At 63.8% G+C, this 15580-nt stretch carries 17 protein-coding genes and 1 pseudogene; 10 read left to right on the top strand and 8 right to left on the bottom strand.

Features of this window, described 5'->3' with window-relative positions:
- The first annotated feature begins 4 nt into the window (after positions 1-4).
- The 5 genes from SO156_RS13535 to SO156_RS13515 all read left to right on the top strand — a co-directional run bounded on the left by SO156_RS13535 (position 5) and on the right by SO156_RS13515 (position 3790).
- The gene (locus tag SO156_RS13535) at positions 5-820 is read left to right on the top strand and encodes an ABC transporter ATP-binding protein (protein WP_498535110.1); all 816 of its coding nucleotides are present in this window, start codon (positions 5-7) and stop codon (positions 818-820) included.
- Complete coding sequence (locus SO156_RS13530) at positions 817-1638, top strand: ABC transporter permease (protein WP_498535109.1); 822 nt, start codon at positions 817-819, stop codon at positions 1636-1638. Before SO156_RS13535 ends, SO156_RS13530 begins: the two co-directional genes overlap by 4 nt.
- Positions 1638-2630 carry a 2-hydroxyacid dehydrogenase gene (locus SO156_RS13525; protein WP_498535108.1) on the top strand — a complete coding sequence of 331 codons (993 nt, stop codon included), beginning with the start codon at positions 1638-1640 and terminating at the stop codon, positions 2628-2630. Before SO156_RS13530 ends, SO156_RS13525 begins: the two co-directional genes overlap by 1 nt.
- On the top strand, positions 2627-3322 hold the full coding sequence (locus SO156_RS13520) for an AprI/Inh family metalloprotease inhibitor (protein ID WP_498535107.1): 696 nt from the start codon (positions 2627-2629) through the stop codon (positions 3320-3322). Before SO156_RS13525 ends, SO156_RS13520 begins: the two co-directional genes overlap by 4 nt.
- A gap of 93 nt (positions 3323-3415) precedes the next feature.
- Positions 3416-3790, top strand: coding sequence for a hypothetical protein (locus SO156_RS13515; protein ID WP_498535106.1), 375 nt, complete (start codon positions 3416-3418; stop codon positions 3788-3790).
- A 12-nt stretch (positions 3791-3802) separates the two neighbouring features.
- Here the strand turns inward: SO156_RS13515 and SO156_RS13510 are convergent, their stop codons facing one another.
- Positions 3803-4228 carry an SgcJ/EcaC family oxidoreductase gene (locus SO156_RS13510; protein WP_498535105.1) on the bottom strand — a complete coding sequence of 142 codons (426 nt, stop codon included), beginning with the start codon at positions 4226-4228 and terminating at the stop codon, positions 3803-3805.
- 216 nt (positions 4229-4444) lie between these two features.
- Here SO156_RS13510 and SO156_RS13505 point away from each other — a divergent pair, with 216 nt between their 5' ends.
- Entirely contained in the window at positions 4445-4765 is a 321-nt protein-coding gene (locus tag SO156_RS13505) for a YMGG-like glycine zipper-containing protein (protein WP_458148000.1), read from the top strand.
- Between the two features lie 162 nt (positions 4766-4927).
- Here the strand turns inward: SO156_RS13505 and SO156_RS13500 are convergent, their stop codons facing one another.
- From SO156_RS13500 to SO156_RS13485, 4 genes are read right to left on the bottom strand one after another with little or no spacing between them, the layout of a single operon-like run.
- Positions 4928-5743 carry an ABC transporter permease gene (locus SO156_RS13500; protein WP_498535104.1) on the bottom strand — a complete coding sequence of 272 codons (816 nt, stop codon included), beginning with the start codon at positions 5741-5743 and terminating at the stop codon, positions 4928-4930.
- Positions 5740-6570 (bottom strand): ABC transporter permease, encoded by an 831-nt coding sequence (locus SO156_RS13495; protein ID WP_498535170.1) that lies wholly within the window; start codon positions 6568-6570, stop codon positions 5740-5742. The genes SO156_RS13500 and SO156_RS13495 overlap by 4 nt, the downstream gene beginning before the upstream one ends.
- 48 nt (positions 6571-6618) lie before the next feature.
- A complete protein-coding gene (locus tag SO156_RS13490; RefSeq protein ID WP_498535103.1) occupies positions 6619-7749 on the bottom strand; it encodes an ABC transporter substrate-binding protein in 1131 nt (376 codons plus the stop codon).
- A gap of 15 nt (positions 7750-7764) precedes the next feature.
- Positions 7765-8877, bottom strand: a complete 1113-nt coding sequence (locus SO156_RS13485; RefSeq protein WP_498535102.1) for an ABC transporter ATP-binding protein — start codon at positions 8875-8877, stop codon at positions 7765-7767.
- 92 nt (positions 8878-8969) lie between these two features.
- On the opposite strand from SO156_RS13485, the gene SO156_RS13480 reads away from it, so the two are divergent.
- Both SO156_RS13480 and SO156_RS13475 read left to right on the top strand, forming a co-directional pair.
- Positions 8970-9134, top strand: coding sequence for a hypothetical protein (locus tag SO156_RS13480; protein WP_498535101.1), 165 nt, complete (start codon positions 8970-8972; stop codon positions 9132-9134).
- Positions 9131-9913 (top strand): inositol monophosphatase family protein, encoded by a 783-nt coding sequence (locus tag SO156_RS13475; protein WP_498535100.1) that lies wholly within the window; start codon positions 9131-9133, stop codon positions 9911-9913. Before SO156_RS13480 ends, SO156_RS13475 begins: the two co-directional genes overlap by 4 nt.
- Positions 9914-10024: 111 nt before the next feature.
- Here SO156_RS13475 and SO156_RS13470 read toward each other — a convergent pair whose 3' ends face one another.
- A complete protein-coding gene (locus SO156_RS13470; protein WP_498535099.1) occupies positions 10025-10816 on the bottom strand; it encodes a bestrophin-like domain in 792 nt (263 codons plus the stop codon).
- A 28-nt stretch (positions 10817-10844) separates the two neighbouring features.
- Positions 10845-11006, bottom strand: a pseudogene (locus SO156_RS13465) (JAB domain-containing protein); the annotation flags it as partial.
- Positions 11007-11560: 554 nt separating this feature from the next.
- Between SO156_RS13465 and SO156_RS13460 the strand changes: the two are divergent.
- A complete protein-coding gene (locus tag SO156_RS13460) occupies positions 11561-12640 on the top strand; it encodes a helix-turn-helix domain-containing protein (protein ID WP_498535098.1) in 1080 nt (359 codons plus the stop codon).
- A 90-nt stretch (positions 12641-12730) separates the two neighbouring features.
- The gene (locus tag SO156_RS13455; protein ID WP_498535097.1) at positions 12731-14677 is read left to right on the top strand and encodes a serine hydrolase; all 1947 of its coding nucleotides are present in this window, start codon (positions 12731-12733) and stop codon (positions 14675-14677) included.
- 18 nt (positions 14678-14695) lie between these two features.
- Here the strand turns inward: SO156_RS13455 and radC are convergent, their stop codons facing one another.
- Complete coding sequence (gene radC / locus SO156_RS13450) at positions 14696-15409, bottom strand: RadC family protein (RefSeq protein ID WP_498535169.1); 714 nt, start codon at positions 15407-15409, stop codon at positions 14696-14698.
- Positions 15410-15580 lie beyond the last annotated feature (171 nt).

The following is a 15580-nucleotide window of genomic DNA, read 5'->3' as shown; positions in this document are numbered from 1 at the left end:
GCCGATGGCGGACGTCAGAGCTTCGTCCGGGGGCGATGTCGGGCTGACGGCGCTGGCCGTCAGTCTGCGCGGCGTGACGAAGGCCTATGACAACGGCGTGATGGCGCTCGGGCCGTTCGACCTTGCCGTCCGCAAGGGCGAGTTCATCTCCCTGCTCGGGCCGTCCGGCTGCGGCAAGTCGACGGCGCTGCGGCTGATCGCGGGCCTGAGCCCGCCAAGCACGGGGGCGGTGCGGGTCTCGCGCCACGAGGGTGTGGCGCGGCCCGGGCATGCCATCGGTTTCGTATTCCAGGAGCCGACGCTGATGCCCTGGACCAGCGTGCGCGAGAACGTGCGGCTGCCGCTGAAGCTTGCGGGCGTCGCCAGGGCCGAGGCGAATGCGCGCGTGGACGAGGCGCTTGCCGGTGTGGGCCTGGCCGATTTTGGCGGAGCCTTTCCGCGCGAACTCTCCGGCGGCATGAAGATGCGGGTCTCGCTGGCGCGTGCGCTCGTCACCGATCCCGACATCCTCTTGATGGACGAGCCGTTTGCGGCGCTCGACGAGATCACGCGCTTTCGTCTCAACAACGATCTGCTCACGCTGTGGCGGCGCCTGCGCAAGACCGTCGTCTTCGTCACCCATTCGGTGTTCGAATCCGTCTATCTCTCCCAGCGCGTCGTGGTGATGACGGCGCGGCCGGGCCGCATCCAGGCCGACATCCGCATCGAGACCGTCGAGCCGCGCGGAGAAGAGTTTCGCACCTCCGCAGGCTATGCCGATTATTGCCGCAAGGTGTCGAGCGCGCTCGCGCCGTCCTATTCCGGGCAGTCGGTGCTATGAGCGCAGAGCCCGTCGTCCCGGCAAAGCCTGAAAACCGCGCCTTGCGCGCCGCGCGCTTCGCGCTTCCCCTCGCCGTCTTCGCGGCAGGTCTCATCGCCTGGGAGCTCGCGGTCCGCATCAAGCAGATCCCGCCTTATGTGCTGCCGGCGCCCTCGGCCGTTTTGCTGACTCTCATCAAGGACTGGGCGGTGCTGTCGCAATCGCTTGTCACCACCTTGCTCACTACGCTCGAAGGTTTTATCGCAGCCAGCCTCGGCGGCATCGCGCTCGCGCTGCTGTTCAACCAGTCGAAATGGGTGGAATATTCGCTGTTTCCCTACGCCGTGATTCTCCAAGTGACGCCGGTGATCGCGATCGCGCCGCTGCTCCTGATCTATCTCGACCAGCAAACCGCCGTCGTGGTCTGCGCCTTCATCGTTGCGTTTTTCCCTGTCCTCTCCAACACCACGCTCGGGTTGAATTCGGTCGACCGCAACCTCGCCGGACTGTTCCAGCTCTATGGCGCCTCGAAGCCGCAAACCCTGCGTTTTCTTAAATTGCCCTCGGCCTTACCCTATGTCCTCGGCGGCCTGCGCATTGCAGGCGGCCTGTCGCTGATCGGCGCCGTTGTCGCCGAGATCGCGGCGGGAACGGCAGGGGCCGGATCGGGCCTTGCCTACCGGATCGCCGAATCCGGCTATCGTCTCAACATACCTCGCATGTTCGCGGCGCTGCTTTTGCTGTCGCTTGCCGGGATTGTCATCTATGGGGTGCTGGCGCTAATTTCCCACCTCGTTTTACGGCGCTGGCATGAAAGCGCCCTTGGAAAGGAAAACTGATGACGGCCGCTCCGATTTCTTCCGAGAAGATCGATCTTCTGATCTATGGGCCGGTGCGGCCGATTCTCGAAAACGGCTTCTCAGACCATTTCGTCGTGCACAAGGCGGAGACGCGGGCCGACCTCGAGCGCCTGACGCCTGCCGTGCGCGAAAGAATCCGCGGTATCGCCGTGACTTACCACACCGTGCGGGCCGACAAGGATTCGCTGTCGCATTTCCCGAAGCTGGAGATCGTGGCGAATTTCGGCGTCGGCTACGATCACGTCGATACGGCGTATGCGCGCGAGCACGATATTGTCGTCACCAATACGCCGGACGTTCTGACGGAAGAGGTTGCCGACGTTGCGATGGGCCTTCTGCTTGCCACCGTGCGCGAATTCATCCCGGCCGACCGCTATGTACGCGCCGGCCTTTGGACGACCCAGAACTATCCGTTGAGCGTCGGCTCGCTGCGCGATCGCAAGGTCGGCATCGTCGGCATGGGCCGGATCGGACAAGCGATCGCGCGCCGGATCGAAGCCTCGCTGGTGCCGGTCGTTTACCACTCGCGCAATCCGTCCAAGGATGTTTCCTACAAGCACTATCCCGATCTGATCGAGATGGCGAAGGCCGTGGACACGCTCATAGTCATCGTGCCAGGCGGCGCCGGCACCAACAAGATGATCAACGCCGAGGTATTGAAGGCGCTCGGTCCGCGCGGCGTGCTGGTCAACGTCGCGCGCGGCTCCGTCGTCGACGAGCCTGCGCTGGTTCAGGCGCTGAAATCCGGCACCATCCTTGCCGCCGGTCTCGACGTGTTCGCTGCCGAGCCGAACGTGCCGGATGAGCTCAAGACAATGCAGAATGTCATTCTGCTGCCACATATCGGATCGGCGTCCGTGGTAACGCGGAACGCGATGGACCAGCTCGTGGTCGACAATCTCAAGACCTGGTTTGCCGGCAAGCCGCCGATCACGCCGGTCCCGGAAACCCCTGTGAAGAGTCGCGGATGACACATCTTCGGGTCGGTGCGTGGGCAATCGTCGCGGCGCTGGTCGCCGTGACCGGTGTTGCGCAGGCGCAGGACACGACGACCCTGAAGAAGGACATGGTCGGGCAGTGGGAGCTGTCCACCACCGAGCGCAGCAAGACCTGCGTGGTGACGCTGAAGGGTGACGCGGCCGGCCAGGCCTCCAAGCTCGAGCTGGAGCCGGCCTGCAAGACCGCGCTGCCTTTCACCAAGGACATCACGGCCTGGAGCATCAAGGGCCTCGACATCGTGCGGCTCCAGGATGCGACCGGCGAATCCGTGATCGACTTCACCGAGGTCGAGGCCGGCCTCTTCGAGGGCCTGCGGCAGGGCGAGGGTGTCTACATCCTGCAAAATCTCGCGGCCGCCCGCTCGATGGCCAAGTCGATGGACCAGATGATCGGCGACTGGTCGATGGTGCGCGGCAATGGCCAGCCGGTCTGCACGCTCGTGCTGACCAACACCGAAGCCGGTCCCGACAATTTCCAGGTCTTCCTCAAGTCGAAATGCGACGCCGAGATCGCGCAGTTCAACCCGACGCAATGGCGGCTCGAGCGCGGCCAGATCATCCTGATGTCGAAGGCCGGCGAAGCCTGGCAGTTCGAGGCCGATGACAACGCACAATGGCGTCGCGTGCCCGATACCGCCGATCCCCTGATCCTGCTCCGGCAATAGGCCAAAAGGAGCCTTCGTTGGCCGGATGCGCCGGGAACCAGCCGGGTGGAATGGCCGTTGGCATCACAGTGATGACTGTGGTGGGATTTTGCGATGGCCAAGCGCGTGCTTGCGATCGGCATTGAACCCGGCAGCGCGGATTACAGCGCGTTCCCGCAGCTCACGCCTGAGCTGGTTCGCAACTACATCGACGCACAGCTCCTGCGTCTCACCGATCTCGGCTATGGGGTCACGAGCTGCCTGATCGATCTCGACGAGACGGCGGAGGTGGCGGTCACGTCAGCCCTGCGCGAGGCGAGCTTTGACTGCGTGGTGATCGGCGCCGGACTGCGCGAGCCGAAGGAGCGCCTGCTCGTGTTCGAAAAGGTGCTCAACCTCGTGCACCAGCTCGCGCCGAATGCTGCAATCTGCTTCAACACCAACCCGGGCGACACGGCCGACGCCGTGCAGCGCTGGATCGCGCCGTGACGGCGGGCCGCCTCACTTCGGCAAGGGCGAACCGTGGTGCTGGGCCACCAGCCATTTGCCGTCGACCTTGACGAAAGCGAGCGTCAGGCGGAAGGGCAGCACGGTGCCGTTGGGAAGCGTGAAGTCGGCAAAGCCCGAGCTGAGCACGACGTCGGGACCGGCCGCGATCGCCTGCTGATCGCCCATCTTGACCTTGATGCCTGCGGGCAGCTTGCTGAAATAGCTGCGCACGCCGTCGGTGCCGGTGAAGAGCTGCGCGGTCGAGCCGAACAGCATCGCGTCCTTGGTGTAGAGCGCGGCAAACTTGTCGGCGTCCCCGGCATTGTAGACCTGCTCCCAGCTCGCGCGCGTCGCCACCGCGTCCTCGTTCGGTCCGGCCTTTGCGGCGGAGATCGTCAGCAGCACCAGGCCGATCAGCATCAGAAATCGACGCATCATGTCGCTATCCCTCATGAATGAAATATCTGGAAATTCCCAGCCGCCGGTTCGGCTCCCGCGCCATCCTACGTTTTGTAGCATGCGCGTTCCTTTGCCGATATGAAATCTGAGACCATGGCGACGCCGCATGGCGCCTCACGCCTGGTGGGGCGTGATTGTTCTGGCCCGAATCCCCAGCCGACGATATGAATGGCCGCGTCACACTGGAGGATTGAGATGCTTCGAGGACTTCGGACGGCAGGACTTGGAATGGCGGCCTGCCTTGCGGTTGCGATGCTGGCCCCGGTACATGAGGCTGCGGCGCAGGACGCCATTGGCGGTGCCATCATCGGCGGTGTCGGCGGAGCGATCCTCGGCGGTGCCGTTGGCGGCAGCCGCGGTGCGGCGGTCGGTGCGATCGTCGGCGCCGGTACCGGCGCAGCCATCGCCTCTGAAGGCGAGCGCCGCCGCTCCGGCTACTACGCCTATCAGCGCGGCTGCTACATGCAGCGCCCCGACGGCGCCTATGTGCGGGTCGATCCCAGATATTGCTACTAGAGCGGCGTCGTCGCTCGATCTGAAGCCGGCGTCTGGTGACGCCGGCTTGGAAACTTGAGTTGTCAGGCAGCACTCAACGTTCGCCTCGCCGCGAGGCGTTCTCGCAATGAACGCAGCCGATCTCCCGCAGGGCGCTTGAGGTGATGCCACCTCGCGAGGGCGCTATGCCCCCACCTTCGCCAGAACGTCCGCGCGCAGAAAGCGCTCGATGAACAGCATAAACAGCACGGATGGTACCAGGAGGATCAGTGCCGTGATCGAGGCGACCTGGTAGTTTCCGCCCATCGCCGCATTGTAGAGCAAGAGCGGCAGCGTCGTGACTTGCGGGACGCCGACGAAGAACGTGCCGGTGAACTCGTCCAGTGATTCCAGGAAGACGAAGATGCCGCTGGCGATGACACCCGGCGCTGCCAGGGGGAGCGTCACCGTGAAGAAGGTGCGCAGCGGCGAGGCGCCGATGTTGCGGGCCGCGAGTTCGAGATCCCTGTCGACTGCCGCGAAAGCCGCGGCCGCGATCCACACGGAATAGACCAGGCCGTGAGCGGCGTGGACCAGCACGACGCCGAGCACCGTGCCGTTGATGCCGAGACCATAGAAGATCCGCGCCACGTTGATGTAAATCGCCACCGAGGGAAAGGCTTGGGGCAGCAGGAATACGATCATGAACAGAGAGCGCACCGGCAGCTTCAGGCGCGCCAGCGCGTAGCCGGCCGGCACGGAGAGCGCGAGAGCGACGACGACCGTCAACACCGCAATCGAGACCGAGGTCCCGAGCGAGGCCATGGCGTCGCCGGTCGGGCGGAAGACCTGCTCCCAGTAGCGGGTGCCGTAGGTGACCGGCAGCTTGTATGGCGTGTACCACCGCTCGGCCACCGACCACAGCGCCAGATTGGTGAGCGGACCGATCAGCGCAAAGGCAAAGGCCGCAAGGACAACGCCGGCCAGCGAAGCGCGCAGCAAGGACGCGAAGCGGCTCACGGCGTGCTCTCCTTCGCCATGCCGTGCCGCAGATAAAGGATCGCAGCACCGGCGCTGATCAGGTAGGTGATGACGCCGAGCGCATTCGCCGTGGCATAATCGCCGTAGGAGTTGATGCGGAAGGCCATGTCGACGGTCAGCATGGTCGGTTGCGAACCGGCCACCATCATCGGCACGGAGAGCACCGAGAGCATCGTCACGAAGGACAGGACGAGCGCAACGAGCAGCGTCGGCATCGCCTGCGGCAGCGCCAGCTCGATCAGAACCCTGAGCCGCGAGGCGCCGAGATTGCGCCCGGCCTCGAGAGTCGCGCGGTCGAGCGAGGCCAGCGCGCCGGCGAGCAGCAGGGCGACGAATGGGGTCTGCTTCCACACGAAGGTGATGATGATCCCGCGCCAGTCGAGATAGCTCACTGCCTGCAACGGCTCCAGCAGGCCGAGCGAGACGAAGGTGTTGTTCATCAGCCCGTTCTTGGCCAGGAAGGTGCGCATGCACTGCGCGGCCACGATGAAGGGAATGAACAGGGGCCATCGGTAAAGGGCGCGGAACGTTCCGACGATCCACGGGTTCTCGCCGAGCGTCAGCGTGCCGGCGATGGCGACTGCCGCCAGCGCCGTCAATAGGCAGGAGGTCAAGACGATGACGATCGTGAAGAGGATGTCGCCGGAATAGAGTTCGAAGGCCTTGCCGAACGCCTGCAAGGAGAATCCGCCCTCAGGACCGGTAAAGGCCGAGACGAGAGAGAAGCAGAGCGGATAGAGGAACAGCGCCGCGACGAGCGCGAGGCCTGGCGCGATCAGCAGCAATGCGAGCTGGCGTTGCGACAGGCTCATGATATGGCGCGGCGTTCCGAACGCTATCCGGCAAGGCTCCCCTCAGTTCGCGACCTTCTTCTCGTAGCCCTCGAGAATGTCGTTGAAATAGGGCGCGATCGGGAAGGGTTTTGCGTTCTTGGACAGGTCTGCAGGGGTGATGTCGGTGAAGAGCTTGTCCCACGCCGCCTTGTCGAGCTTGCCTTCGAGGTTCTTGGCGTCGATGCCCGGATACCAGTTGAACCTCTTGACGATGCCGTCCGCCTGGACCTGCGGGCTGGTGGCGAGCGCGATGAACTCCTCTGCGAGCTTCGGCTGCGCCGCTTTCTCCGGCACGGCGTAGTACATCGGCTGGCCGGGCATGCCGGGCGAGGTGAGCTTGAGCTTCATGTTGGGCGGCAGCTTGCCGTCAGCCTGCCAGGAATAGAACATGTCCACCCAGACCGGGCCCATCGCGATCTCGCCGCGGTTGAGCATGTCGAGCGTGCCGGCATTGCCGGGCGTGATGACGATGTTCTTGTTGAAGTCCTTCAGCTCGCTGAAGGCGGCGTCCCACTTGGCCTTCTCGGCCGGGTCATACGGCCCTTCGATCAGTTTGCCGGCGTCGCCGCCGAAGGCATAGATCCAGCCGGCGACGAAAGCCACGCCGGACATGCCGCCCTTGATGCCATTGTAGCCGAACTGCTTCGGGTTCTTTTTCACCCACTCCTTCAGTTCGGCGAAGTTGTCGGGCGGGTTCTTGAGCATGTCGGCATTGTAGGCGAGCGCCGTCTGCGACTGGAACATCGGGATGACGTAGCCCGAGACGTCGGCGCCGAGCGAGTTCTTGGCGGTCTCGCTGGAAACCAGTTTCGCGGTGTCGACCTTGTCCGTGTATTTCGCGAGCAGCCCTTGCTTCACCATCGTGCCGGCGGCCTTCTGGTGGATCACGACCACGTCGAAATCGGTGGTCGCGGCGCCTTTCTGGGCGTCAAGCTTCTCAAAGATCTTCTGGGAGCCGGCATCGCCGGGGCCGGTGCCGACGGAGATGACCTTCACGCCGGGATGGCTCTTCTCGAACATCGGGCCGAGATAGTCCTTGACGTAGTCGACCATATTCTGGTCGCCGGCCGAAGCGACGTTGAGGGTCTGTGCGGCGAGCGGCGACGCTGTGAGCAGCGCGGTGAGGGAGCAGGTTATGGTGAGAATGCGCATGGGTCTGGTTCCTGGTCAGGCGGCGGTGGCGGCTTCCGCCGCGGGGAAGATGTGGAGGCGTCGTAACGGGATGCGCAGGCCGACGGCGGCGCCCGGTTCATGGCGCGCTGCGTCGTCGACCGTGATCTGCCGCCCGACCGCCTCGACACGATAGCGATAGAGGCCGCCGGGATAGCTGCGCGCGGCGATGCGCCCGGGCACGAGGAGATCCCCCTGCGGCAGCGCATCGGGCGCCTCCAGGCTTGCCACGTCATCGCGGAAATAGGCTACGGCCTCGCCCGTGGGCAGCGCTGTGGCGTCTTCGTGCGCGAGCCGGGCGACCGCGGGACCGGCACTGACGGCGGTCCCGTCCTCGTTGCGCGCGACATGCACGGGCAGGACGTTCTCCGCACCCATGAAATTGGCGATAAAGGCGCTCGCCGGCCGATCGTAGACCTCTTCGGGTGTGCCGACCTGGGCGATCCGGCCCGCCTGCATGATGACGAGCCGGTCGGCCATGGTCATGGCTTCCTCGCGATCATGCGTGACATGGATGGCCGTGACGCCGAGCCGCTGCTGGATCGCGCGGATTTCGTGGCGCATCGTCATCCGGATCTTGGCGTCGAGATTGGACAGGGGCTCGTCGAGCAGCAGGATGCGGGGATCGACCGCCAGCGCCCGGCCAAGCGCGACGCGCTGCCGCTGCCCGCCCGACAGTGCCGTGACCTTGCGCTGCTCGTAGCCGGTGAGGCCCAGCATCGCGAGCAGCGAAGCCACCTTGGCGGCGATCTCGGCTTTGGCGGTGCCCCGCAGCTTCAACCCGTAGCCGATGTTCTGTAGCACGGTCAAATGCGGCCACAGCGCGTAGGATTGAAACACCATCGCCATGTCACGCTTCTCCGGTGGCAGCAGAGCGACGTCACGGTCACCGACCACGATCGAGCCGGAGTGCACCGGCACGAAGCCGCACAACGAGCGCAGAAGGGTGGTCTTGCCGCAGCCGGAAGAGCCCAGGAGAGCGGTGAAGGTGCCGGGGGCAAAGTCGAGGCTGACGCCGTGCAGGACTGGTGTGCCGCCATAGGCGACATGCAGGTCTCGCACCCGGATAGCCGCACCGGCGCACGACACGCCATGCGTTTCAGCCTGCACGATTCGTTCCCTCCACGCCGATGTCATTTTGCCAGAATGGAATTGTCCTTCCATTCCGCGACCGGCTTGGAATAAACGTAGCGATCCGTAGCGTGCTGATGCAACAGATTTGTGAACGCGAGATGTGTGAAGCGATGCCTGCCAACGAGCAATCGACCTGGCTCATGCCAGACACCGACGACGAAGCCTTCCTCCCGTGGTTGATCCTTGATGTTGCGGAGCGCTTTGGCACGCCAGCCGAGGTTGCTGGAAGATGACGCCGGCGGAGCTCGCAACGCGGCGTTATGCCGTCCAGGGCCTTGTCGCCGAGGCTTGGCGCCTGGCGCTGGACTATTTCAACAAGCAGGAAAGCCTCGGCGTCACCATGAAGGGCGCTCAGGACTGGCTGACGGTTGCCGACGGAGCGGTCGAGGATTTTCTGCGACAGCGACTGGCCGTGCTCTTCCCAACCGACACGGTGATCGGCGAGGAGGGCGGCGGCGCAGCAAGCGATGCGGTCTGGATCATCGATCCGATCGATGGCACCGCGAACTTCGCCCGCGGCGACCGCCACTGGTGCATCTCGATCGGATTTTTGCTGAACCATGTTCCGACCATCGGAATCGTGGCCGCACCGGCGCTGGACGAGCTCTATGTCGCTCAGCGCGGACAGGGCGCAACGCTGAACGGGCGGCCGATCACCGTCTCGGCCACCGACGACCTCAAGCGCGCCTATGTCGAACTCGGCTGGTCGAGCCGCATTCCCTTCGAGCACTACCTCGCCGTCCTCCAGCGCGGCTACGCCGCCGGCTGCGCGGTGAAGCGCTCTGGCTCGGGCGCGCTCGGGCTTTGCCACGTGGCGAATGGGCGCACCGACGCCTATCTCGAGCTGCACATCAATGCATGGGACGTTGCGGCGGGCATCGTCATCGCCAGCGAGGCGGGCGCATCGATCAATGATTTCTTCGCTGGCGACGGCATCAGCAAAGGAAACCCGATTCTCTGCTCCACGCCCGCACTTGCTTCCCAGCTACGCGAAATCGTGGGAATTTCCTAAAGCGCGATGAGATTGGGATGAATCATCATCGCGCTTTAGCTTATTGTTTGAGCATGATCTTTTCGGAAAACCGCTTCACACTTTTCCGGATCGTGCTCTAGCAGGATCCCCTCAGGGTGCCTTGTCCGGCTTCTCCGGCATGATCTGGAGCAGCGGCTCGGGTCCGATCGAGATCTGGCCGGCGAATGGCCGGTCATGCGCGGCGATCAGGAGCACGGAAGCCGAAACGCCGGTCGCGAACAGACCCATCGCGATGGCCGCCGCGAGGCGGTTCTCGCAATGGACGAGGCCGATCACCACGAGCGCGCACGCCGCCTGCAAATACAGACACCACCATTTGACGGCATTCACCGCGGCAAGGCTGATGATGATGCGCTGCCGGCGCGCATCGAGCGCCTGCTCCAGCGCGTTGATGAGCTCGCGCTGCACGGTCGCCTGACCCGTGCCCTGCGGCGTTATCGCGACGACGAGCTGCAACGCCTCGGCGAGCGTCGACGGCGTCGCTTTCAGGGAGACCTCCCGCCGCGCCATCATCGGCCACTCCACCGTGGCGGCCTGCCAGACATAGTCGCGCACCAGAGCGCGCAGGCGCACCTCCTGCTCCGCAGGCAGGCCGGCGGCGAGCAGCTCGACGCTCCTCAGGGCGCTGGCCTCGCGGCTCACCGCAGCGCTCGCGCGATCGCTATCGCCCCACACCTGTGCCGCCGTGAAGGCGACGAACAGGCCGAAGATGATGCCGAGCACCGGCAGCATGCCCGGCGAGATCGTCTTGAGCGACTTGGTTCGCGCCTCAGTCGCGAACAGCATCACCGCCGCGAACACAGTCGTGGCCAGAAAATAGGTGAAGCCGAAAATCACCAGCGCCATCCACGGCACCGGCAGGTTGTGCAGCCAGTCGCTCATTTCATCTCATCACTTGCTTGGAAGGTCTTCAGATCAACCGCAAGCCGCGCAGGCTCGCATGCCCGCCTTTGCCTACGATGATATGGTCGTGCACCGCAATCCCCAGCGGCTTTGCGATCTCGATGATCGCCTTGGTCATCTGGATGTCGGCCTGCGAGGGCGAGGGATCGCCGGAGGGATGGTTGTGCATGAAACCAGGGCTTCTGGCATCGTATTGATCAGACGATAGTTTTCGTAAACGCAAACAGAGCGGGGGACGTTGATAGGGGACTGTATGCGGTGATCGTTTTTGTGATCATCACGTTGCCTCACGGACGCTCTCGCAAAGCAGTTTTTTGATCACTTGCGGTCACCGACGCAAGTCGCCTCTGGCCCAACAGCAGACACTCGAAGCTCATCGAGCAAGCTCCGAGATGGGCCAGTAGCGGAAGCAATTTCATTTGTAGCAGCGCATGGGATAGGCCATCATCGGCTCTGCATGACCCGGCTTTTTGAAACAGCGGAAATGAGGATGTCCGAGTAGATCGCGAGTCGGCATTTTGCGCACGAGAATGGGCGCAACGCGATCGACCGGTTGGCGGATCGAACGCTCATGTGCAACATGTCAGGTAATTGTCGTCCGGGAATTGGGCGACGGCGTATGGCGATGCATCGAACAAACCATCCGGAGTGATCCCGATCGTGGACGGCAGCGGACTCTTGTCTATCGATCTCGGTCTGCGCGGCGCGGCGGTCGGGTTGTTCTTGCTGCTCGCGGCCGTGGCGCTGCGGGATCGCCGTGACGGCGTGGTCGCGTGCCTCGGTGCCGCGCTGGCGGTCGCCGCCGCGGCGTCCGTGATCCGTTCGGCGCCGACTTTCCCGAGGGTGTGGCAATGGTGGAGCTTGATTCTGCTCGCGCTGGCCTCCGGTGGCCCGGTGATCTTCTGGCTATGGGCGCGGGCGGCGTTCGATGACGACTTCGTACTCCGGAATTGGCACGGCGCCTTGTGGGCAGCGATGGCCGGTACTGAACTGCTGGTCGCCGGCGGGATCGTCGATTGGCCCGTGCCCGGACAGGGGCTCGACCGCGCGGTGCTGCTTGCCTCTGTTGGCCTGGGTCTACTGGCCGTCGTGCAGACGCTCGCGACCTGGCGGGCGGACATGGTGGAAGGACGACGGCGGCTGCGGCTGGCCGTCCTGATCGGAACGTCCACCTATATCGCCATCATGTCGTTCCTGAATTTTTCTCCGACGGAACTGGCTTCCGGGTCATCGATCGCGAGTGTTGCCGGCGCCTTCGGCGTTTGCACCCTCGCAAGCCTTGCCGCATGGAATCTCTTGCGGGCCGCCGGCGGGCCCGAAGGCGCCAGGTTGCGCACGGCGGCTGAAATCATCGGCGCCGTACCTGCCCAAGTATCAGAAGCGCAAAACAGGCCCGTGATCGAGCCGGCCTTGTTGCGCCGGCTGGAGAAGCTGATGGTGGTCGAAAGGGCCTATCGGCGCGAGGCGCTGACCATCGGCGCGCTGTCCGCCGAACTCGCTGTGCCGGAATACCGGCTGCGGCAACTGATCAATGAGGGGCTCGGTCATCGCAACTTCAATGCGTTCCTCAACCGTTACCGGATCGAGGAGGCCAAGGTGGCCTTGGGCGACCCCGACCAGAAGGAAGTGCCGGTCTTGACGATCGCCATGGACACCGGATTCCAGTCGATTGGGACATTCAACCGCGCCTTCAAGGCCGCCACCGGCCTGACCCCGACCGAATTCCGGCAGCTGGCCATGGCTAGCAATACATCGAGGCCGCCGAAAACGAGCGCCAGTTCGGGAATTGCCAAGCCGATCTGAGAATCTGACCAGTCGAATTTCAGGATTTGGCGAGAGGGAACCACGAATATGGGGCAGATTCAGCGAGGCTTTGTCTCGCTGAGGTCCCCAATGAAAATCATCCAGGCATCATGCACGGCCGCGCTCGCACTCTGTCTAGCGGGTGCGGCGCTTGCTGACGATTTGCAGACCGTCGGCGATCCCAACTTGACAGGCTTTTCGGCGCGGCGACTGGCGCGCATGACCTCCTGGTTCGAGGCGCAGACCAAAAACGGCGATCCCTCCGGTTTTGTCGTGGCGGTCGCCCGCGGCGGCAAACTCGCTTATTTGCAGCCCATCGGCTTTGCGGACCACGACAAGAAAATTCCGATGCGGCCGGATTCGATCTTTCGCATCGGCTCGATGTCGAAACAGATCACCAGCGTCGCCACCATGATCTTGGTCGATGACGGCAAGCTCGAACTTGACGCCCCCGTGGCGCAATATTTGCCGGAGCTCACGGGTATGATGCGGGTCGTCAAGAAGGATCCGGCCACCGGGGATCCGATCATGATGGATCTTGCGCGGCAGGACTTTGAACCGGCGAAGCGCGCGATGACCATCCGCGACCTGCTTCGCAATACGTCCGGTCTCGTCTATGGCATGGGGGATTTCGCCGATGCCGGATTTGGCAATGCGGCGGTACATCTGCTTTACGGCGCGCGAGCACCCTTCCGGCGCGACAAGCCGATCGCTCCTTTCGTCGCCAGTCTTGGCAGCCTGCCACTGCTGCATCAGCCGGGCGAAGTCTGGGAATATTCGCTGGGTTACGATGTTCTCGGTCGCGTCATTGAGGTCGCGTCGGGCCAGACTTTCGACCAGTTTCTGCAAACCCGCCTATTCGCGCCGCTCCGCATGGTCGACACCGGCTTCTCTGTGCCGGAGGACAAACTCAACCGTCTCGTCGCTGTGCCGGGCGCGCAACCCCCGCCGCTTTCTGATGGCGATGTCGGCAAGCCGCAAACGTTCTTTTCCGGCGGCGGAGGAATCGTTTCGACGGTCCCCGACTTCCTGCGCTTCTGCCAGATGCTGCTCAACGGCGGCGAGCTTGACGGCGCGCGAATTTTGGCACCGGAAACGGTCCGGCTGATGATGACGAATTCGATGCCATCCGACATCCACTTCGCCGGACACGAAGCCGGACCGGCCTATGGAACGGGTTGGGGGCTCGGCTTTGCCATTCGCACCAACCCGGATTTCAGCTTTATCCCCGGCGCGGTCGGCAGCTTCAACTGGCAGGGAAGCTGGGGCACGTTTTTCTCGGTCGACCCGGTTCAAAAGCTGATCCTTATCATGATGATGCAGCGGGTGCAGTACAGGGACAACGGTTTCTTTTTCAACGCGATCCGTCGCCTGCCTTATGCGGCGTTGAAAGTTCCTGAAGTCCCCGCGCCGATAGCGCCGGCGCCATTGAGCGCTACCGCTCTCACCGAATATGTCGGACGCTACGTTTTCGGAGGGTCCTCAAGTTCGCTGGACAGACAGATCCTGGTCGCCGACGGTATCGGCTGGACCGGCCTTGAGTCCGTTGTCGCTGAGACCGGCGGCCTGAGAGTGATCAAACCGGTCGACGCAGGTCCTGCCGCGAGGGCTGGCGTCATGGCGGGTGATCTCATCACGGCGATCGGCGACACGTCGACGAGGGGGCTGACGCTGGAAGCGGCGCTTGGCCGGATTGCAGGTCCGGTCAACACGACCGTCAAGCTCAGAATCGTCAGGCAGGGGCAGAACGATCCGCTGTTTGTCGCCTTTGCCCGCGAGGCGGTCCCGCTGCGCAGTGTGCAGCTTCAAACGAGCGTTGCGGACGGCAAGCTCGTCGTGAAAGCAACAGGCAGCTGGTCGATCCTTGATTTCGACAGGGGCGAGACTGTGCCGGTGGCGGCCCGCGCGAAGGACGAATTCCAGGTCGAGAGCGGCGATCATACGAGGATCGCCTTCGTCAGAGACGCCGCCGGCAAGATCAACGGCGCGGTGCTCAATCCCGGACCATGGGAGCAACGCGGCGCACTGGCGCATTAGGATCGCGTCAACAGCTCCTCAGATCAGCCGCATCCCCTTCAGGCTCGCATGGCCATTCTTTCCGACGATGATGTGGTCATGCACGGCGATTCCCATCGGCTTGGCGATGTCGATGATCGCTTTCGTCATCTGGATGTCGGCCTGCGAGGGCGAGGGATCGCCGGAGGGATGGTTGTGCACCAGGATCAACGCGGTCGCCGATAATTCGAGCGCGCGCTTGATGACCTCGCGCGGATAGACCGGGGTGTGGTCGACGGTGCCAGTCTGCTGCACCTCATCCGCAATGAGCTGGTTGCGCTTGTCGAGGAATAGCAGCCGAAACTGCTCCTTGTCGGCGAACGCCATGCTCGAGCGGCAATAGTCGATCACCTCGTTCCAGGACGACAGCGCGTTGCGGCTCTTGACCTCGCCTTTGGTCACGCGACTTGCCGCTGCCGCAATCAGCTTGAGCTGGTTGATCGCGGCCTCGCCCACGCCCTCGACCTCGCGCAGCCGCGCCACCGGCGCGTGGATGACCTCGGCGAACGAGCCAAAGGTCTTGATCAGCGTCTTCGCAAGCGGTTTTGTGTCCCGCCGCGGCAGCGCAGGAAATAGCGCCATCTCCAGCAGTTCATAGTCGCTCAGCGCATCCGCACCGGCGCTGTAAAAACGCTCGCGCAGCCGCTCGCGATGGCCGTGGTAGTGCGGCGAATCTGACGGTTCGGGCTTTGGATCGCTCGACTTGGCGGGCATCGCGCGCGCAGCATCGCCGCGGAACCGCGATTTTGCAACCATCAATTGCGGGACGGCTCGCCGCGGCGGATCGGTTCGTCTTGTCTGACCCGACGTGCGTGCTTCCGCCCTTCTCCTTCGCAGCAATTTGGCGCGATTTGCCGGGCTTTACTCGCGACGAAGGCACACGTG

Source organism: Bradyrhizobium sp. UFLA05-125, from assembly GCF_059803515.1.
The sequence above is the reverse complement of the archived record's forward strand: the minus strand, read 5'-3'. Positions and strand labels throughout refer to the sequence as shown.